Raw genomic sequence first — 19,781 nt, 5'->3', positions numbered from 1 at the left:
GCCACGCGCCACGCGCCACGCGCCACGCGCCACGCGCCACGCGCCACGCGCCACGCGCCACGCGCCACGCGCCACGCGCCACGCGACGCGCGCCACGCGCCACGCGCCACGCGCCACGCGACGCGTGACGCGGGGCCGCGTGACCGGCCGAGGGCCGAGGGCCGAGGGCCGTGTGGCGGTGGGCGGTGGGCGGTGGTTCGCGGACTACGCCCCGAGCAGGCGTACGGGGGAACCGGCCAGGTAGGCCTGGATGTTCTCCACGGCCTGGCCGTAGTACGTGGCGTAGTTGGCGCGCGAGACATAGCCGAGGTGGGGCGTGGCGAGGAGGCGGGGAGCGGTGCGCATGGAGTGATCGGCGGGGAGGGGTTCGAGGTCGAAGACGTCGACGCCGGCTCCGGCGATACGGCCCTCGTGGAGCGCGGCGAGCAGCGCGTCCTGGTCGACGATGGCCGCGCGGGAGGTGTTGATCAGGTAGGCGGTCGGCTTGAGGAGGGCGAGTTCGGGGGCGCCGAGGAGGCCGCGGGTGCGGTCGCCGAGGGCGAGGTGGACGGAGACGAAGTCGCTGTCGGAGAGCAACTCCTCCTTGGACGCGGCCAGATGGACGCCAACTTCGTCGGCGTACTCCTTGGTGAGGTTCTGGCTCCAGGCGGTCACCCGCATACCGAAGGCGAGACCGACGCGGGCCACCCGGCTGCCGATCCTGCCGAGCCCCAGCAGGCCGAGGCGGGCGCCGTGCAGATCCGCGCCCACGGTGCTCTGCCAGGGGCCGCCGCCGCGCAGGGCGTCGTTCTCGGGGACCAGCCCACGGGCGAGGCCGAGAAGCAGCGCCCAGGTCAACTCGACGGGCGGGGTGGAGGAACTGGCCGTACCGCACACGGTCACGCCCTGTGCCCCGGCCGCCGCGTAGTCGATCACCGAGTTGCGCATACCGGAGGCGATGAGGAGGCGTAGCCGGGGCAGCCGCCGGATCACGGAGCCGGGAAACGCGACGCGCTCCCTCAGGGTGACGACGATCTCGAACGCTTCGAGCGCCGCCACCAGCGCGTCCTCGTCCCCGAAGTGCTCCCGGAAGCTCACCACTTCGACGTCGCCGGCGACGGCCGACCAGTCGGCGACCTCGGTGGCGACCCCCTGGTAGTCGTCGAGCACGGCACAACGCAGTCGCGATCGCATGTCAGACGCCTTCCGGTCAGCCCTTCGGGGATGGGCAGCCGGCTTCACCGGCCCGACAGGACTCTACCCAGAGCGGATCTCCGCTCGACGGCCGTCACAGGGTGTCCGTGATCCGGTGCCAAGCGCCGCTTGGAAGGCGCTTGTTGTGTCCATCCGTGGCCGGGGCCGGGGCCAGGGCGAGGCCGAGCAGGGCGAAATCCTCCTCCCGCCATGGGACGTCCAGCCGGTCACGGAGAGAGCGGTCGCCCTGCCCGGACGCAGCCACGTACCTGGTACAGAGGCTTCCCGCCCGGATTCCCGGTGCTTCCTGCGGCGTCTTCCACTCGGAGCCCAGGGCGGTGCACGGGGCCAAAGAGGCGGCTATCTTTTCTCTTCGGCGCGCAAGAGCGCACAGGGCACAGCGCGGACGAGGAGGCGGACGGCGGACGTGGTGAGCCTGGGTTCCGGGGCGGGGGCGTCTTCTGCCGAGCTTCTCCCCGCCCATCTGACGTCGGCCGACGCGTGGCGTTCGCTGTGCTCGCGGTCCGCCCCGGCGCATGGGCAGGCTCTGGTGCGAGTCGAAGTCGTGGTGGACGACGGCACCCGTCGGGTGCTCATGGTCGGCGGCTCAGGGCCAAAGACCTGGGGTCTCCCGTCCGCGATCGTCGCCGGGGACGAGGCGCCCGGGTCGGCCGTGCGACGGGCGGTCGCCGGCCTTTCGGGCCGCCCGGACGGACGCCTGCTGCTGATGCACTGCCACCACTCCGGCGACGGCGCCCACCCCACTGTGACGCTGGTCTTCGACGGAGGCACGGTCGGCGCCGACGCCCAGGCCGAGACGTGCCCCCGAACGCCGTACGCGGCGTCGGCCCTTCTCGACCCCGACTGGGCAGCCCATCCAGCGGTGGCATCCCGGATCGGCGCGGCGATACAGGCCCGGGGGGCGGACGGCGGGCTGCCCGTGGTGTGGCACGGCGTCCCCGCGCCACAGGGGCCGTCACCCTGTCCGCTGACCGACGAGTTGTGGAGCGAGCACCTTGCCTGGCAGTTGTCGGAGACCGCTCTGCGGATCGATCGTTCCCTCTCCTGGCCCGTGACCATCGAGGCCGCGTCCGACGTTCACCTCGTGCTGACTGAAGATGAGGACACGGTCAGGCCGGTCACCGTGGGACTGTTCTGGCCGGGCGGCCACGCGAAACTCACCCCCGATGTGCACCGGCAGGACGGTCGGGTGCGGCGGACGGTCGCGCATCTCTCGGGCAGTCGGCCGGGGCCCGGTGTCCGAGCCTATGTCGACAGTCACGTGTACGCCGGAGATCCACTGACCGCGCACGGACTGGCGTTCGAAGAGGTGCCTCTCCAGGGTGAGTCAGGGACGTTTCCCGCCTGGCGGATATCCCCGGACAGCACCTCGACCACGTGGGTCATCGCCGTACACGGGCGGGGCGCGACCCGCCGAGAGGCCCTTCGTGTCCTGCCCACGCTCACCTCGTCGGGCGCGACGACGCTCGTGGTCGGCTACCGCAACGACCCGGACTGTCCGGCGAGCCCCAACGGCTTCACTCACCTCGGCGACACCGAATGGCGGGACGTCGCTCTGGCCGTTCGGTACGCGCGCGCCAGCGGTGCCACCTCCGTGGTGCTCTACGGCTGGTCCATGGGTGCCATGCTGGCGCTCACCGCGCTGCGCCGGATGCGCTCCGAGGAGACGGACTTGGTCCGGGGCATCGTCGCGGACTGTCCCGTACTCGACTGGGACGCCACGTTCACGGCCCAGTCGGCTCAGTACGGGTTGTCGGAGGACTTCGCGCGACGCGTCCAGCGTCATATCGAATCGCGGACGGCCCTGTCCCTGGCGGAGCTGAGCCAGACGGACCTGGCCGGCACGCTCTCCGTTCCGATGCTGCTGTTCGTCGACACCGCCGACCGCACCGTGCCCGCCCGGCCCGCGCTCGACCTCGCCCGCTCAAACCCCGATCTGATCACCCTGATCACGTCGGATGCCGGGCACGGACGGGGCTGGAACCAGGATCCCGGTCGGTATGAGGCGGCGGTCCGCTCGTTCCTGGCGTCCATGGTGTGAGGGGCCTCAACGGCCCACCTGTACGCCGCCGGCGACCCACCGACGCGCGTCCCGGTGGGCCGCCGATGCCGGACCCGTGAGCGGACCCGGGGCAGGAGCCCGCTACGGCTTCGGAGACCTGCTCTGCTGACGCCTGCGTGCCGTGGCCGCGAGCCGGTCCCTGCGGCGGCCCGCGGCGGCCCTGGCCCGCTCCATCTGTCCTTCGCCCTGACCGTCGTCCAAGTGCGTCGCGAGCGCGTGGACCGTCGGGTACTGGAACATCTTGGCGACTGGCAGCTCGACCCCCAACCGCTCACGGAGCAGTTGATGGACCGTGGTGATGGACAGCGAGGTGCCTCCGAGATCGAAGAAGCTGTCGTGGACCCCGACCCGGTCTACGGCGAGGACCTCGCGCCATATCCCCGCGACCGCCTCCTCCGTCGGGGTCCCCGGGGCGACGTACTCCTCGTCGAGGCTGGGCCTGGTGTCCTGGGGGGCCGGCAGCGCCCGGCGGTCGACCTTGCCGTTCGGGTTGAGCGGAAGGGCGTCCAGCATCACGAACGTCGCCGGTATCAGGTACTCCGGCACCTCTCCGCCGAGGTGACGGCGCAGCTCGCTCGCCGTGGGCGCCGGGCTCTTCAGGGCTACCACGTAGGCCACGAGCCGCCGTTCCCGGTCCGCGTCGCCGTAGGCCATGACGATGCTTCTGCCGACCGACGGGTGCCGCTCCAGCGCGGCTTCGACCTCCCCGGGTTCGATCCGGAATCCGCGGATCTTCAACTGGTCGTCGATCCTGCCCAGATGCCTGATCGTCCCGTCGGGCAGCAGCCGCACCAGGTCGCCGGTCCGGTACAGGCGGGAGCCCGGCCGCTGCGAGCGCGTGTCGGGAACCAGCCGGTCCGCGGTCAGTCCCGGCCGGTTGAGGTAGCCCTGGGTCAGGGCCGGGCCGCTGAGGCACATCTCCCCGGCCGCCCCCATGGGCACCGGCTCCAGCGAACTGTTGAGCACCGAGACCGTGATGCCGGGCAAGGGCTTCCCCACCAGTACGGTGGCCCCGACGGTCGACGGCTCGGCGGCCCGGTCCTCGGGCACGTCGTACGTCGTCGCGATGCCCGAGACCTCGGTGTGCCCCAGCATGTTGACGAACCGCGCCCGGGGTCCCAGCTCCTTCGACCACCAGCGCGGCACGCCGGGGGACAGCGGCTCGCTGGCGGACAGCAGCAGCCTCAGCCGGTTGTCGAGGAGTTCGCGCCGCCGCTCCGGCTCCAGCCGGTCGAGGGCCTCCACACAGTGCTGCCAGGAGGATGGGTTCAGCGACATGACGGTGACGCCGTGGTTCTTCACCGTGCCGAACAGGGCGATGACGTCCGCCACGTGCGAGGGATCGGCGATCACCACACTGCCACCGGAGGACAGCGGCAGTGTCAACTGGCGCAGGGAGGCGGCGAAGGCCAGGGACTGGGCCAGCAGATGCCGGTCCCGGGCGCCCACGCCGAGACGCTCGGAAAGCCCCCGCGCCTGGAGCGAGACACCGGCGTGGGACATCATCACGCCCTTGGGCCGCCCGGTTGATCCGGAGGTGTAGATGACACAGGCCAGGTCCGCCGGACCGGTCGCGGTGACCGGGTCGTCCGCCGGGTACGCGTCCAGGTCCTCACCGTCCACATGAAGCAGGGTGACCGCGGAGGGCACGTGCTCGGCCGGGACCGAGGAGTGCGTCAGGACGACGTCGACGTGCGCGTCCGCAAGCAGGAAGCGCACCCGGTCGGCCGGATACGCGGGGTCGACCGGTACGTACGCCGCCTCGGCCTTGAGCACGGCGAGCACGGCGACGACCTGGTCGACGCCGGGCCGGAGCATGACGGCCACGCGCGAGCCCCGCTCCGCTCCCCGCGCCCGCACATGGCGGGCCAGCCGGTTCGCCCTCGTGTTCACCTGCTCGTACGTCCATTCCCCCGACGCGTCGATGACGGCGACGGTATCGGGGGTGCGTGCCGCCTGCGCCTCGATCAGGCGGGTCACCGGCGTGAGTGCGTCGGCGTCGACGGGGGAGTCCGACGGCCGGGGCAGTTCCTCCTCGCCGACCATCGGCACCGCGGAGATCCTGCCCCGGGGGTCGGCCGCGAGGCCGTCCAGCAGGGCCCGCAGATGGCGAGACATCGCCTCGATGGTCCGCTCGTCGAAGAGATCGGTGTTGTAGATCATCGATCCCGTCATGTCCCCGCCGGTCTCGGCCAGGTGCAGCGAGATGTCGAACTGGGACGACCGGCGCGGCAGCGGCACCGACGCGACGGGCAGACTGCCGATCGCGCCCTTCAACCCCGCGTCCCCGAAGGCCAGGGCCGCGAGTCCGCTGTCTCCGGAGAGATGGGTCTGCTGGAAGGTGAACGACACCTGGAAGACCGGAGTACGGCTCGGATCGCGGGCGAGGCCCAGCCGCTCCACCATGGCGGCGAACGGGAAGTCCTGGTGCGCCAGTGCCTGCACCGTGACCTCGCGGGTGCGCCCCAGCACCTGCTCGAAGGTCGGATCCCCCGACAGGTCGACCCGCAGCGGCACCGTGTTGGCCAAGTGTCCCACCAGCCCGGCCAGGGCCGCACGGCTGCGCGCGGCCAGCGGCGAACCCACGACGATGTCGGACTGGCCGGAGTAGCGGTGCAGCAGGACGGAGTAGGCGGCCAGCAGCACCGTGTACAGCGTCACGCCGTGACGCTCGGCGAGTGTCCGCAGCCGCGAGGTGAGACCCGCGTCGAGGCCGAAGCGGTGGATGGACCCGGAATAGGTCTGCACAGCGGGCCGCGGCCGGTCCGTGGGCAGGTCGAGCACGGGCAGCGAGCCGCTCAGCGACCGCTTCCAGTACTCCCACAGACGATCGCCTTCGGCACCGCTCACCAGCTCCGCCTGCCAGGCGGCGTATCCGGCGTACGTGGCGCCCAGCGGAGGGAGATCCGCCGCGGCTCCGGAGTCGTACAGCATTCCCAGTTCGGTGAGCAGGACCTCGACCGACCAGAAGTCCGCGGCGACGTGGTGCACGGCGATGAGCAGCACATGCTCTGCGTCGTCCCGGCGGAACAGCTCGGCGCGGAGCACCGGCCCGTCCGCCAGGTCGAAGGGACGCTCGGCGGCGCGGGAGAGCGCGGCGTCCAGATCGGCGTCGGACCAAGCCCTCGCGTCGTGGTGGGCAAACTCCAGGGCGGGGTCGTCCCCGATCACCTGGACGGGCCGGCCGGCCGCCGTGTCGTAGGTGGTCCGCAGAATCGGGTGGCGCAGTACGAGGGCCTCGAACGCGGCCCTCAGGGCTTCGGTGTCGACGTCCGCGTGGATGCGCAGGGCACACGCGATCGTGTAGGCGGAGGTGTCAGGAGCCAGCCTCTGGAGAAACCACATGGCGGCCTGCCCGGCGGACAGCGGATGCCCGGATACACCCTCGGTGGCGGCGGGCGAGAAGAGACTAATGGGCGCCGGGGCGTCGATCGCCTCGGCGAGCCGGTCGATGATCTCGCTCACCGTCGGGCCGTCGAGGAGCAGCGCGAGCGGCAGCAGAACGCCCAGATCGGCTTCCACCGCGTGCTGGAGTTGGGTGGCCTTCAGGGAGTCCAGGCCGAGGTCGGCGAGCGAGTGGTCGGCCGACACGTGTCCGGCGCCGCCGGGCAGACCGAGTGTTCGTGCGATCAGCCGCTGCGTATGGGCCGCGACGAGCGCTCGCCGCTCGGCCCCGGGCGCGGCGAGGATCTCCTCACGCGGACGCGGTCCGGTCGCCGGCCCGGCCGTCCCGGACGGGTACGTGTCCGTCACGTCGAGCCGGTGCCGGGCCACCACGAGCAGTTCCCCGGCGAGATGGCGTTGCCTGCACCGGCCACGCTGTACCTTGCCGCTGGTGGTGCGGGGCACACTGCGCGACCTGACCAGGACCACCTCGAAGACCGGGAGTTCGTGGTCCCGGAGCACCTCGCGCCGTACCGCCGCCGCGATCTCCTCGGAGGGGAGGTCGTCCCTGCCGACTTCCACCTCGTGCACGAGGACCAGGCGTTCCTCGCCCGCCTCGTCCACGGAGAAGGCCGCGGCGCCGTCGGGCCGCAAGGCGGGATGCGCCCGGGTGGCGCTGGCCTCGATGTCCTGCGGATAGTGGTTGCGTCCGCGGATGATCACAAGGTCCTTCTGCCGCCCCGTGACGAACAGTTCTCCCTCATCGAGGAATCCCAGGTCCCCGGTGCGCAGATAGGAGCCGGTGCCGTCCTCAAGGCACGCCGCGAACGTCTCGGCGCTGAGTTCGGGCCGGTTCCAGTAGCCGGCGGCCACGCTCGGCCCGGACACCCAGATCTCGCCGACACCGCCGGGCGGGCTCGGCCGGCGCGTCTGCGGGTCGACGATCCGGACGTCCAGCTCCGGCCGGGGCCGGCCACAGCCCACAAGCCGCGCCGCGGCGGTGTCGTCGGCCCGGCTCCGCCGTACCACGCCGTCGGCGAGCGCCGTGCGCGCGAAGAAGCGGGTGACCGGCGCCGCCGCCGGTTCCACGCTGCTGACCAGCAGGGTCGACTCGGCCAGTCCGTAGCAGGGGAGGAAGGACTCCGGCCGGAATCCGCACGGGGCGAAGCGGTCGGCGAACCGTTCCAGGGTCTGCGCGCGCACGGGTTCCGCACCGTTGAACGCCACGCGCCAACCGCTGAGGTCTAGCTGGGCGAGCTGTTCGTCGGTCACCCGCTGAACGCAGAGGTCGTAGGCGAAGTTCGGGCCGCCGCTGATCGTCGCGCCGGTCTCGCTGATCTGGCGCAGCCAGTCGAACGGTGACTGGAGAAAGGCCAGGGGCGCCATGAGGGTCACGGGGAAGCCGGCGTAGAGCGGCTGGAAGATTCCTCCGATAAGCCCCATATCGTGGTATGAGGGCAGCCAGATCACCGCGCGTGTGTGCGTGTCGCTGCCGAAACTCCCGGCGATGAGCGAGGAGTTGTGCAGCAGGTTCGCGTGAGTCACCACCACGCCGCGGGGGCTGGCCGTCGAGCCGGAGGTGTACTGGAGCAGGGCGGGCGCCGCGGGATCGAGCCGCTCCCCGGAGAGGACCTCGGCCGGCAGGTCGGCCGGCGCGTCCAGGGTGACCCTCGCGATCGAGTCGGGCAGCGCGTCGACCGCGTCCAGCTTGCGCAGCAGCGCCCGGGTCGACAGCGCGGCACGGGGGCGGGCGTCGGCCACGACCGCCGCCAGCCGGGAATCCGAACGGCCCGCCCGCTGCGGGTAGGTCGGCACTGCGACGAATCCGGCCGCCATGCAACCGAACATCGCGACGACGAAGTCCAGACCGGGCGGGCAGAGCAGCAGGGCACGGTCGCCGGGGGCCCCGTGAGCCCGGAGTTCCCGTGCGACCCCCTCCGCCCGGCGGAACAGTTCCGCGTATGTCAACGAGTACTCGTGTGTACCGTCGAGGAAGGTGTAGGCGATGTCGTCGCCCTGGTGTGTTGCCCGCCGGTGAAGGATGTCCACCAGGCCATGGGCCGATTCGTGCATGGTTTGCCCCGCCATCGTCACGTTCTCTTTACTCCCCGGGGAGGACGGTTCACTGGATCCGCGTCAGAATCGGCAGAGCCGACAGGTCATCACGACGACGATGTTCAAGAGCGCCGGCAGCGATAGAAGGTCTGGGTCCCCCACGGACCGCCGTACTTCTCCTCCCAGCGCAGTCCCGCGTCCTCCAGCAGCCGCTGCCAGTCGGCACGGTGCCGTACGGCGGTGACGTGCTCGTCGACCTCCACCCGGCGCTCGCCGTCCTGATGGATCACGAAGATGAACGTCGCGAGGCAGCGGGGATCGTCGGGCACCGGCTTGTGGTACGAGCGGAAGTAGACGACTTCGAGGCCGTCGGGTTTGTCCGCGGCTTCCGCCACGGACACGGGGGTGTGCAGGCGGGGGCAGGTGTCCCCGACCTCGTCGAGGGCGAGTACCAGTCGGCCGTCCGGCCGGAGGTGGCGGACGGCGGCGGCCAGAGCGCGGCGCACGTCCTCTTCTCCGAGCATGTATCCCATCGCGTCGTCGATGAAGACGCAGTCGAACTTCTCGTCGAGGTCCAGCTCACGCATGTCCGCCTGGAAGTAGGTACCCGTGGGGCACGCCTTGGCGGCGTGTTCGAGCATCTCGGCGCTCTGGTCGACGCCGACCAGCCTGGCGAACCGGGGGGCGAGGTTCTGGTCGTACCGGCCACCTCCGCAGCCGATGTGGAGGATGGACTTCTGCGCTAGGTCCTCGGTGGGTCCGAGGAGATCCGTCAACTTGTCCGTGAAGCTTCGGGCGAAGCCCGTCGAGTCCTCCAACATGGGCCAGAGCCAGGCCAGTTCTCCGTAGAGCCGGGTCGGTATCAAGGAGATTTCCTTCCTCAGGATTCGGTTCCGCGCCGCAGGATCGCGGTGTATTCCCAGCGTTCCAGGAGGGCGGTGGCAAGGTCGGTGTCGGTGGCGTCCGGGCCGAACGACCTGTCCGGCACGCGAAATTCGGTGACTTCCAGGCCGAGTCCCTTGATCAGGACCAGGAAATCCGCCGGGGAGTAGCAGCGGCCGTACTGGGAGATGACGGTGTCGGGGTCGCTGCGGCGCCACCACCGTTCCTCGAATCGGGATACCACCGGGTCGAAGCGGTTCTCACAGATCAGGTCACGGTATTCGTAACTCTTGCCGTGTATGGAGGCCCATCGCCAGGGCGAGTAGATGTCCATGATCAGCACTCCGCCCGGGTCGAGCCACTCCGTGGCGATCCGGCGCAGCAGATGCCGCTGGTTGTCGTCGGTGCCGACCCCGAACCCGTTCCAGCAGGTGACCACGTCGAAGGTCTCGGCCAACTCGGTGGTGTAGAAGTCCGCTCGGCGAAAGACCGGCCGGATCGCGGGCGTCGTCCCGGCGGTTGCCAGGAGTCCGGTGAGCCGGTCCTCGGCCTTCGCGATCCTGACTTCGCTGACGTCGATCCCGGTGACGGCGTAACCCGCCGCCGCGGTCGCCACCGCCGTCGCCCCCGTCCCGCAGCCGAGTTCGAGCACCTTGCCGGGGGCGGGCGCCGTGGACCGCAGCAGGCGCACCCGACGGTCGTCCTGCGGGCCGATCTCGGGCGTCGTCCACCAGCCCGACGCCACGTCGAAGAAGTCCGCGCACCAGCGGTCCAGTGACTCCGGTGCCGACAGGCCGCGGGGATGGCCGGCCCGTAGCGCCCTCCGCGCGTCGTCCGATATCGGTGCCGTCACCGGGCCGGCCCCTCCGGGGTGAAGAAGAACGTCTGGAAGAGCCGGGCGCTCTCCGCGTCGTGGCCGTAGCCGGCCTCACCTCTGTGCAGCAGAGGAGCCGAGAAGAGCACCAGCCGGTTGAACTTCGGCGGCACGGTCGTCAGCAGCCTGAAATTCTTGGGCCGGGCGTCGTACATCCATGTGGTGTCGGCGCAGCGGCCGGTGGCCCGGCGCACCCAGAACGACGTGCCGTTCGCGATGTCCTCGCGGTGGTCCAGGAACACCAGGCCGCTCCAGGAGCGTTCTCCCAGGTTGGCGTGGTTGTGGATGTCGCACGCGGTGGTGGTGAGCCAGTTCTCCGCCAGCTTCGCGTGCAACGCGCCGTTCCACCCCTTGGCCTGTCCGTCGCATTCGGCGGCGAAGGTCTCGGCGGACAGCGGTTCCCCGACCGCCTTCCCCAGCTTGACCCGGGCCTCCTCCATGACCTCCGACCGCAGCGAGGTCTCTCCCCGGACCGTGTTGAGCCAGCCCCTGTCGAACGGCCGCATGGGATGGCGCCGAGCCTGTTCGCGCACCGCCTCCGGGTCATCGTAGAAATCGTCGACGACGATGATGCGCGCCGTGTCGCCCAGGTACTGGCGTGTCAGCGGACCCGGCGTCAGAAGGTCGGTGTAGGACTCGACGAGCGGCTTCTCACCTCCCCTGAGCCGCTCTGTCGCCACGCCCCAGAACGCGCCCGCCCCCACGGTGTGCCAGAAGAGCGAGGACGGCCCCCGGTAACGCGGGTTGTCCGTCTTCCGCAGCCGGGACCGGTGCGCCTCGGCCAGCCCCAGCCACAGGGGCATTCCGACCGCGACCGTCGCGTGCCCGAGGAACTGGGCCCAGCGGGAAACCGAGTTCACGTAGAGCGTCGGGTCCGGGTTGGTCAGGGAACCGGAGAAACCCAGATGGAACGGCTTCGCTCGTGCCTCGTCGTGGATCGCCCATCCGGCTGTTGACACTTGTTCACCCGTCATCACACGAACTCCCTACTCGATGGTGACTACCTGAGCGCCGGCATACGCCTGTCACATGGAGCGGCCCTCCGTCCGCTCCTTCACCACCCCTCCTTCTGCGCACGTGCCTCGAACAGCATCACTGCCGCGGAGATCGACACGTTCAACGAGTCGGCCGACCCCAGCATGGGGATGAAGACCCGCTGGAAATCCGCCTCGTACCACGGCTTGGGAATTCCGTACCGTTCGGCGCCGAGAACGAACGCGGTACGCCGGTTCCGATAGGAATAGGAGCGGTAGCTCTTGGCATTGTCGGTGTCGGCCAGATACACGTCGAAGCGGTTCCGTTTCAACCAGTCGATCGCGCCCTCCGGCGAATCGAATTCGACGACTGGCAGGCTCAGGACCATTCCCTGGCTCGCCCGGAACACCTTGGGGTGGGTCAGCCTCGTACGGCGGTTCGTCAGCACGAGACAGTCCGCCTGGCAGGCGTCGAGCGTACGGATCAGGGTGCCCAGGTTCCCCGGGATCTCCATTCCGTCCGCCACCATGACGAGTGCCGACTTCTTGAGCCGGAGAGTTTCCGGATCCCATCGCGGCAACTGCGCCAGGGACAGCAGCCCGTCCGGCTTGTCCCGCTCCGAGATGCGCGCGAAGGTCTTCAGCGACACCTGGTAGGAGACACGCGCCGTGGCCATCATCTCCTCGGCCCGCTTGCGCGCCTCATCGCCGTACGCCGCCTCCGGACACCAGAAGAAGGTGTCCACGTGCGTGTCCTTGGCCAGGAGCAGGTTGTGCGCCCAAAGACCCTCGGCGATAAACAATTTGTGTGGATTGGGTGCGGAATTGTTCTGGATCGACTGGACTTGCTTGATCTTGGGGTGGTGCACACCGATGTGCTGGACGTTCATCAGACCCTTTTCGCTCAACTTCCGCGGCGGTCGCACGGCAGAGCCATTCAACTGGATTCCCGCCCTTCGGCCTGCCGCCCCGGCGCGCCGGTGATCATAGCCGCGAGCGCCACGACGGTCGGCTCCGCGAAGAACCGGCGCAGGGGCACATCGACCCCGAACGACTCGCGGAGACGCGCGATGAGCTGGGTGCTCCGGAACGAATCCCCTCCCAGGCCGAAGAAGTTGTCGTCTATCCCCGGCGGCTGTGCGCCGAGCAACTCCCCCCACAACTGGACGAGATGCTTCTCGACGTCCGTCCGCGGCTCCCGTAGGGGCCGGTCCACGACCGGTTCGGGCAGGGCGCCGAGGTCGGCCTTCCCGCTCGACGTCAGCGGAATCTCCGGCACTGCGACGATGACCGCCGGCACGAGGGCTTCGGGCAGTTGTTCCACCAGCCACTCCCGCAGGGCGTCCTCGGGCGGCGCCTCCGCCCCCGCGGGCACGACGTATGCGACGAGCGTCCGGCTTCCCGCCGCATGCGCCCGTGCGGTCAGGACGGCTGCCCTGACGTCCGGGTGACGTGCCAGCGCCTGCTCGACCTCGGCCGGCTCGATCCGTACGCCGTTGACCTTGAGCTGACGATCCAGCCGGCCGAGGTACTCCAGCACCCCGTCGGGGCGCTGGAGCACGAGGTCACCGGTGCGGTAGAGCCGCGCGCCGGGGGTAAAGGGATCGGGCACGAAACGCTCGGCCGTGGCCGCGGGGTCCCCCTGGTAGCCCCGGCCCACCGCGACTCCGCCGACGTACAACTCGCCGGGCATGCCGCAGGGAACCGGCTCCAGCGCGCGGTCGAGCACATACAGCCGGACGTTGGAGAGCGGTCGCCCGATGGGGCAGCGAGGCCCTTCCTGGAGCCCGGTCAGCAACCCGCCGGCCACATTGTCGGTGCACTCGGTGGGGCCGTAGACATTGGCCAGCGGCACCTCGGGATACCGTCGCGTCCAGCGGCGGGCCAGCGCGGGCGGCAGCACCTCACCGGTGCTGAGCAGCCGGCGCAGGTCCGGGAGCGCGGTGCGACCCGTCGGCTCGGCGTCCAGGACGGCTTGGAGGTGCGTGGGCACCAACTGGGCCACGGTGACCCCGGAAGCGGCCAGCTCGGGCAGCAGCCGGGCGGGGTCCCGTCGTACCGCGTCGGGTATCACCACCACCTGTCCGCCGACCAGCAGAACCGCCAGGAACTGCCACAGGGAGACGTCGAAGGTCAGGGGCGCGATCTGTGCCACGCGGTCCTCGGGCCCCAGAGAGAGGTCGTGGATCTTCGTGTACAGGTGGTTGACCATCGACCGCTGCTCGATCAGCACGCCCTTCGCCTCGCCCGTGGAGCCCGAGGTGAAGATCGTGTACGCGAGATTGCCGGGCCGGGCGCGCACGGGGCCGTCCGTGTCCGGCAGGCGTTCCTGTGCGGGGTCGTCGACCGACAGGATCGTCACCCGGTGATCCGCGGCGCCGCCCGACAGCGTGGCCTCGACCACCGCGCGGTGCCCCGGCGTGTGCAGCACCACGCCGACGCCACCACGCCGCAGCGCGCGGCCCAGCCGTCCGGGCGGGTCGTCCGGAGCGAGCGGGAGGATCGCCCCGCCGGCCTTGAACACCGCGAGGACGGCCACGAGATGGCCGACGCCGCGGTCCATGACCAGGGCGACCCGGCTCTCCGGTCCGACCCCGAGTTCGACCAGGCGGTGCGCCAGCCTGTTGGCCCGTCGGTTGAGTTCCTGGTAAGTGACGCGCTCATGGCCCGAGGCCACGGCCACGGCATCGGGCGTGCGCGCCGCCTGACGCTCGAAGAGCTGGGCGTAGCCGACGTCGGTGGGGAACGGGCGCCCGGTGTCGTTCCACTCGGAGATGACCCGTTCCCGGGTGCGGTCGTCGATCAGCCGCCGGTCCAGGTGCCGCCCCTCGGGCTCGGCGGCCATCGCCCTCAGGCACTCCTCGTAGTGCCGTGCGGCCACGGCGACCTGGTCCTCCCCCAGACCGTTGCAGTTGAGCACGAGGCGCACCTGGGACGTCTCGGCGTCCACGCTGAAGTCCGCCAGCAGGGACAGGTCGGTGCGCTCGAAGAAGTCGTCGTCGAGCAGTTCGACGCCGCTCCCGCCGAGGAGGCCCTGGTACACGTGGAAGTGCGTGAAGTTGAAGGCGTGGTCGCACAGGGGCTCGCCCCCGTCGGCGCGGTGCACCAGCGCCACCGGATACCGCCGGTGCGCCAGCAGCTCCCGCTCGGCCTGGAAGGCGGCCTGGACCAGGTCGTTCCAGGTTCCGTCAGAGACGTTCATCCGCACTGGCAGCGTGTTGAGGAACTGGCCGATCACACGTTCCCCGTCCGGCACCTCCAGCCTTCCGTTGACGACGAGGCCGGTCACGGCGTCCGTGGTGTCGCACAGCGCGGCCAGTACGCGCAGGTGGGCGGCGAACACCACGCTCTTCAGCGGCAGCCCCAGCCCGGCCGCCAGAGCGTGCAGACCGTCGGAGGTCCGCGCGTCGACGGGAACCTCGACCACCACATGCGCGCGCTCCTCCCGAGCCGCGCCCCCGCCCGGGAGCGGCCAGCGCGGCAGCCGGGTGTCGGTCAGCCCGTCGAGGTACGTCCGCCAGAACTCGCGGTGCTCCGCGTCGGCCAGAGCGCGCAGTTCGGCCGCGACGAAGTCGCGGTACTCGCTGCGGGGCGGGGCCAGGGGCAGCGGTACGCCGGCCAGGTGCGCGAGGTAGCGGGTGAACAGCTCCGACAGCAAGGAGGCCACACTCCAGCCGTCGGTGATCGCCTCGTGGACGGTGAGGGTGACCTGCATGGTCCCGGCGGAACGCCGGTGCACCGCGAAGCGGATCAGCGGCCCGGTGCCCCAGTCGAAGCGATTGTCCTCCTCGGCCCGGCGGAACGCCGCGAGGCGCTGTTCCTGCGCCTCGTCGTCGAGCCCGCTGATGTCCTCATGCAGCAGCGGTATCTCCAGCCGCCGGTGCACGAGTTGGAGCGGTTCGCGGAACGTGGTGAGGTCGAACGACGTCCGCAGCAGCGGGTGTTCCTCGGACAGTTCGTCCAGCGCCCGCCGCAGACACCCCGGGTCCCACGCCATCCGCAGATGGACCGTGCGGATGTTGTGGAAGAGCGGCTCCCGGGGGCGGTATTCGCCGTGGAAGACCATGCCCGCCTGCATCCGCGTCAGCGGACAGGCGTCGACGACGTCGTCCGGCAGCAGGGCGCGCTCCTCCCGCGTGAGCCCCGCGAACGGAGGCGTCCGTACCGGCTCTTCGCCCGCCTCGTCCGGCTCCGGCGTCAGAGCGGCGGCGAGTTCGCGGACCGTCTGGCAGCGGAAGAGCTGCTGGATCGAGAAGTGCAGCCCCTGCCGAGCCGCCCGCGTCCTGACCTGGATGCTGCGGATGGAGTCGCCACCGAGGGAGAAGAAGTTGTCGTCGACGCCGACCCGGTCCACGCCGAGGACGGAGCCCACGATCTCGGCGAGCGCCTGCTCGTCGGGCGTCCTGGGAGCGACATAGGCACTGCCCAGCAGCGGCCGGGCCGCGTCGGGAGCGGGCAGAGCCCGCCGGTCCAGCTTGCCGTTGACGTTGACCGGGAAGGCGTCCATCGGGACGAAGACAGAGGGGACCATGTAGTACGGCAGCAGCTGACCGAGGAAGTCGCGCAGTTCCTCCGCCTGTGGAGCCGACGGACCCCGCGCCACGAGATAGGCGGCCAGCCGCGCGTCGTCGCCCCGGGCGACGACCACCGCGTCGCGTACCTCGGGGTGACCGCGCAGTGCCTCCTCGATCTCACCCGGCTCGATCCGGAAGCCGCGCACCTTCACCTGGTCGTCGAGCCGCCCGAGGAATTCCACCTGCCCGTCCGGCAGGAAGCGGCCGAGGTCACCGGTCCGGTACAGCCGGCTGCCGGGACGAGCGGCGAACGGGTCCGGTACGAAGCGCTCCGCGGTCAGCCCGGGCCGCCCCGCGTACCCGCGGGCGACGGCGGGCCCTCCGATGTGGATCTCACCGGGGACCCCGACCGGCACCAGCCGCGACTGGGCGTCGAGGATTCTGACGCGGTACTCGGGCAAGGGTCCGCCGATCACCGGCGCGGACCGCCCGGCGTCGATCCGTACGGCCGTGGCGTTCACGGTGCACTCGGTCGGGCCGTAGATGTTGAAGGCGGCCGTGCCCTCCACGGCCGCCAGCCGCTGCCACAGCGGCGCGGGCAGCGCCTCACCGGCGGCCAGTACGCGCTCGGGCCGGTGCTCCCCGGCCGCGAACAGGCCCGCGTCGACGAGCGTCTGCAACTGGGTCGGCGTGCAGTTGAGGACATCGATCCTGTGCCGTCGCACGTACTCCACGAGAAGCCGGTCGTCGCGGCGCACTTCGGTGGGCAGGACGTGCAGGGTGTGGCCGTCGAGCAGCCGGACGATCTGCTGGACCGAGGCGTCGAAGGTCAGCGCGGCGTTCAGCGCGACCTGCCGGTGCGCGCCGCCGTCGCCGTGCACCGCCGCACGCATGGCGTCGGCGAAGCGCACGACCGAACGGTGCTCGACCAGAACGCCCTTCGGCCCGCCGGTGGACCCGGACGTGTAGACGAGGTAGGCGATGTTGCGCTCGGTCACGCCGCTGTCCGGGAGAGTGGCGGCGGCCTCGGCCCAGGGCGCGGTGTCGAGACGGACGGTCTCGACGCCCTCCACCATGGGGAGACCGGAGGCCTGGGCGGAGCCGGTCAGCAGGACCCGCATGCCCGAGTCCCGCATCTGACGGGTGAGCCGCTCCGGCGGGCTCTGCGGGTCCAGCGGCACGTAACCGCCGCCCGCCTTCCACGTCGCGAGCACCGCGGTCAGCAGGTCGAGCGACGGCTCCATGCAGAGCCCGACCAGGTCCTCCGGGCCGACCCCGAGGTCCCGCAGATGGTTCGCCAGACGGTTGCTGCGCGCGGAGAGTTCCGCGTAGGTGAGCTCTTCGCCCCCGCAGACCAGCGCTGTCCGATCGGGGTGCTCCCGGACCTTGTCCTCGAACAGCTCGTGCAGGCAACCGCCGCCCGACGGGAGCGGCCGGCCCTGTCCGGCGTCGGTGAGTTCCCGCCGTTCGGCGTCGTCCAGCAGGTCGAGTCGGTGGCACGGGGTGTCGAGCAGGTCGGCGGCCCGCTCCAGCAGCGAGGCCAGCCGGTCCGCCAGGCGCGTCGCGGTCGCGGCGTCGACCACCGCCGGGTCGTGGTGCACTTCCGCCACGAGGTCGCCGGCGCGGCGCACGCAGGACAGCCGCAGCCCGGACCGGTCGGCGCAGGCGTCCTGGCCGACCACACCGAACGTGACGTCCCCGTGCGTGCCGCCGACGCCGGAGACGTCCGCGTACCCGAAGGAGACGGGGAAGCCCGCCGCCCGGCCGTCGGGGGCGGCGGCCGTGTCCCAGTCGAAGTACCCGGCCAGTTGCCCGGCTTCACCCAGCGCACGCTCGCAATCGGCCGCCAGCGCCCCCAGTGTCCCGTCTCCCGAGAAGTCGGCCGGCATGGGAACCAGCCGCGCCAACGGGCCCATGACATCCGCGAGTTCGGGGTCCTCCCGGCCGTCGACGATCAGCCCCAGGGGGAGTTCGCCGTCGTAGAGCTGCCGGGCCAGCAGATACCAGCAGGCCAGCGTCAGGGAGGCCGTCGTGGCGCTGTGGGCGCCGGCCGCGGCCTCCAGCCGGGCCAGCGGTCCGGGTCCGACGAGCACCGGGACCGAACGGGGTGCGAACCCCGCACCGGGCGGCCCGGGAGCCCCGGCGGCCGGCGGGGCGTCACCGCGCAACAGAGCGGGATCCGCGCGGTTGAGCAGCTTCTGCCATTGCGCGCGTCCTTCCGCCGTCTCCTCCGATTCGAGAAGCTCGCTCAGCCACTCGGCGAGGTCGGCGTACTGAAGCGGCTCCTCCTCCGCGTCGGCCACCCGGCTCCGGCCCAGCTCCTCGGCGTAGCCCGCGGCAAGGGCGTCCACGAGCCCGGCGAGCGTCGCCCCGTCGGCGACGAACGCGGACGCCGTGATCAGCAGGGCGTGCAGCCGGGCCGAGCCATGGGCCACGGTGACACGCAGCAAAGGCCCCGCGGCCAGGTCGAACGGCTCCTGCCGGTGGGCCGCCAGTGCCTTGCGGCAGGCGTCCTCGAAGGCGGGACCGTCCGCCGGCACGCCGGTCTCCTCCCAGGCGGGCGCCGAGACCTCGCCGATCACCTGGACCGGCACACCCAGTGCGGAGATGCTCCGGAATCCGGTACGCAGGATCTCGTACCGGCGCACCTCACGCAGGAGCAGCCGATGCAGCACCTCGGTGTCGAGCGGTCCGTCGATGCGCACCGCGCACTGCGCCAGGTACGCCGCTCCCCCGTCCTCGGCATGCAGCGTCCACAGACGTCGCTGCACCGGGGAGAGCCGGAAGCCCTGTTCCGTCATGGTTGTTCCTTCCCGGGCTCAGGCCCGCGGCGCGGACGCGCCCGTCGTCAGCGGCTGCGCCATGGTGACGACGATCTTGCGTGCTCCGGTGTAGGGCGACCTGGCGTGGGCCGCCAGCATGTTGTCGAGCAGCAGGACGTCCCCCTGCTGCCAGGGGAAGGCGACCGTGGCTCGCCGGTAGGCGTCCCGCAGGGTGTCGAGGACCTCCGGTTCGATCGGCGAACCGTCGCCGTAGAAACTGTTGGTCGGCAGATCGTCCTCCGCGAAGTCGGCCAGCAGCGCGTCACGCAGCACCGGCTCCAGGGTCGAGACATGGAAGAACGTCGCGTGGTTGAACCACACCTGCTCACCCGTCACCGGATGGTGTCTGACGGCGTCTCCCACCATGCGGGTGCACAGCCGATTGCCGCCCTTCCACTCCGCCGACATGCCCGCCTCCCGGCAGTAGGCGTCCACCACCGCGGGATCGTCGGTCTGGAAGGAGGTCTGCCAGGACAGGCCGAATCCGTCGTTGTAGTTACGGACGTACATCACCTTCTTGGCCTCGAACCGGTCCCGGATCTCCTGCGGAATCAGCCGCAGCACCTCACGCGTGGACGCGATCGGGGTCTCCCCGCCGGTCTCCGCCGCGGTGACGCAGTGGAACGCGATGCGCATGGGCCAGGTGTTCGAGTACGACATCTCGTTGTGCAGGAAGATCGTCTGGTCGGCGGGGTGGTCGGTCGAGGTGAACACGTTTCCCGCCACCTGGTGCCGTGGTGAGGACCGCTCGTGCTCACCGACCAGCTCCGGGTAGAGCGAGGAGATCACCTGCTCGAACTCCGCGGCACCGCGGACCCCGAAGCCGCGGAAGAGCACCCCGCCGACATCGGTGAGGTGGGCCTCGATGGTGCTTCGGTGCTCCTTCGCCCATGCCGTCAGGTCGACGTCCGCGACCGTGGGCCGGACGCACAGCGGAAGCGTCCGGCCGGCGAGGAGCGGGCCGCTTTCCACCAGGGCGTCGGGGGTCATCCCGATCCCCTTGCGCCGTACGGCTCCCGG

At 71.0% G+C, this 19,781-nt stretch carries 9 protein-coding genes; 1 reads left to right on the top strand and 8 read right to left on the bottom strand.

Translation table 11 applies throughout. The features are described 5' to 3' along the window. Positions 1–204: 204 nt before the first annotated feature. A complete protein-coding gene (locus tag ACWD4G_RS27845) occupies positions 205–1,173 on the bottom strand; it encodes a D-2-hydroxyacid dehydrogenase family protein (RefSeq protein WP_451298033.1) in 969 nt (322 codons plus the stop codon). Positions 1,174–1,723: 550 nt separating this feature from the next. Here ACWD4G_RS27845 and ACWD4G_RS27840 point away from each other — a divergent pair. Next, the gene (locus ACWD4G_RS27840; RefSeq protein ID WP_451298031.1) at positions 1,724–3,235 is read left to right on the top strand and encodes an alpha/beta fold hydrolase; all 1,512 of its coding nucleotides are present in this window, start codon (positions 1,724–1,726) and stop codon (positions 3,233–3,235) included. A gap of 102 nt (positions 3,236–3,337) precedes the next feature. Here the strand turns inward: ACWD4G_RS27840 and ACWD4G_RS27835 are convergent, their stop codons facing one another. The 7 genes from ACWD4G_RS27835 to ACWD4G_RS27805 form a co-directional block, all read right to left on the bottom strand. After that, on the bottom strand, positions 3,338–8,713 hold the full coding sequence (locus tag ACWD4G_RS27835) for an amino acid adenylation domain-containing protein (protein WP_451298029.1): 5,376 nt from the start codon (positions 8,711–8,713) through the stop codon (positions 3,338–3,340). Between the two features lie 104 nt (positions 8,714–8,817). Then, on the bottom strand, positions 8,818–9,561 hold the full coding sequence (locus tag ACWD4G_RS27830) for a class I SAM-dependent methyltransferase (protein ID WP_451298027.1): 744 nt from the start codon (positions 9,559–9,561) through the stop codon (positions 8,818–8,820). A 14-nt stretch (positions 9,562–9,575) separates the two neighbouring features. Continuing rightward, positions 9,576–10,430: a class I SAM-dependent methyltransferase gene (locus tag ACWD4G_RS27825; protein WP_451298025.1), complete on the bottom strand. Its 855-nt coding sequence runs from the start codon at positions 10,428–10,430 to the stop codon at positions 9,576–9,578. Further along, positions 10,427–11,425 carry a hypothetical protein gene (locus tag ACWD4G_RS27820; RefSeq protein ID WP_451298023.1) on the bottom strand — a complete coding sequence of 333 codons (999 nt, stop codon included), beginning with the start codon at positions 11,423–11,425 and terminating at the stop codon, positions 10,427–10,429. The genes ACWD4G_RS27825 and ACWD4G_RS27820 overlap by 4 nt, the downstream gene beginning before the upstream one ends. Positions 11,426–11,505: 80 nt before the next feature. Continuing rightward, positions 11,506–12,315: a TrmH family RNA methyltransferase gene (locus tag ACWD4G_RS27815; protein WP_451298021.1), complete on the bottom strand. Its 810-nt coding sequence runs from the start codon at positions 12,313–12,315 to the stop codon at positions 11,506–11,508. 47 nt (positions 12,316–12,362) lie between these two features. Beyond that, the gene (locus ACWD4G_RS27810; RefSeq protein WP_451298019.1) at positions 12,363–18,740 is read right to left on the bottom strand and encodes an amino acid adenylation domain-containing protein; all 6,378 of its coding nucleotides are present in this window, start codon (positions 18,738–18,740) and stop codon (positions 12,363–12,365) included. Between the two features lie 18 nt (positions 18,741–18,758). Continuing rightward, positions 18,759–19,751: a TauD/TfdA family dioxygenase gene (locus tag ACWD4G_RS27805; protein WP_451298017.1), complete on the bottom strand. Its 993-nt coding sequence runs from the start codon at positions 19,749–19,751 to the stop codon at positions 18,759–18,761. Between the last annotated feature and the right edge of the window lie 30 nt (positions 19,752–19,781).

This window comes from Streptomyces sp. NPDC002643 (assembly GCF_053592555.1).
This window is presented reverse-complemented; position numbering and strand designations above follow the sequence as displayed.

Excerpts from the sequence above, each read along its gene's own strand:
- ACWD4G_RS27835 (WP_451298029.1), bottom strand. The coding sequence starts at position 8,713 with ATGCACGAATCGGCCCATGGCCTGGTGGACATCCTTCACCGGCGGGCA.
- ACWD4G_RS27820 (WP_451298023.1), bottom strand. The coding sequence starts at position 11,425 with ATGACGGGTGAACAAGTGTCAACAGCCGGATGGGCGATCCACGACGAG.
- ACWD4G_RS27805 (WP_451298017.1), bottom strand. The coding sequence starts at position 19,751 with ATGACCCCCGACGCCCTGGTGGAAAGCGGCCCGCTCCTCGCCGGCCGG.
- ACWD4G_RS27815 (WP_451298021.1), bottom strand. The coding sequence starts at position 12,315 with ATGAACGTCCAGCACATCGGTGTGCACCACCCCAAGATCAAGCAAGTC.
- ACWD4G_RS27845 (WP_451298033.1), bottom strand. The coding sequence starts at position 1,173 with ATGCGATCGCGACTGCGTTGTGCCGTGCTCGACGACTACCAGGGGGTC.
- ACWD4G_RS27810 (WP_451298019.1), bottom strand. The coding sequence starts at position 18,740 with ATGACGGAACAGGGCTTCCGGCTCTCCCCGGTGCAGCGACGTCTGTGG.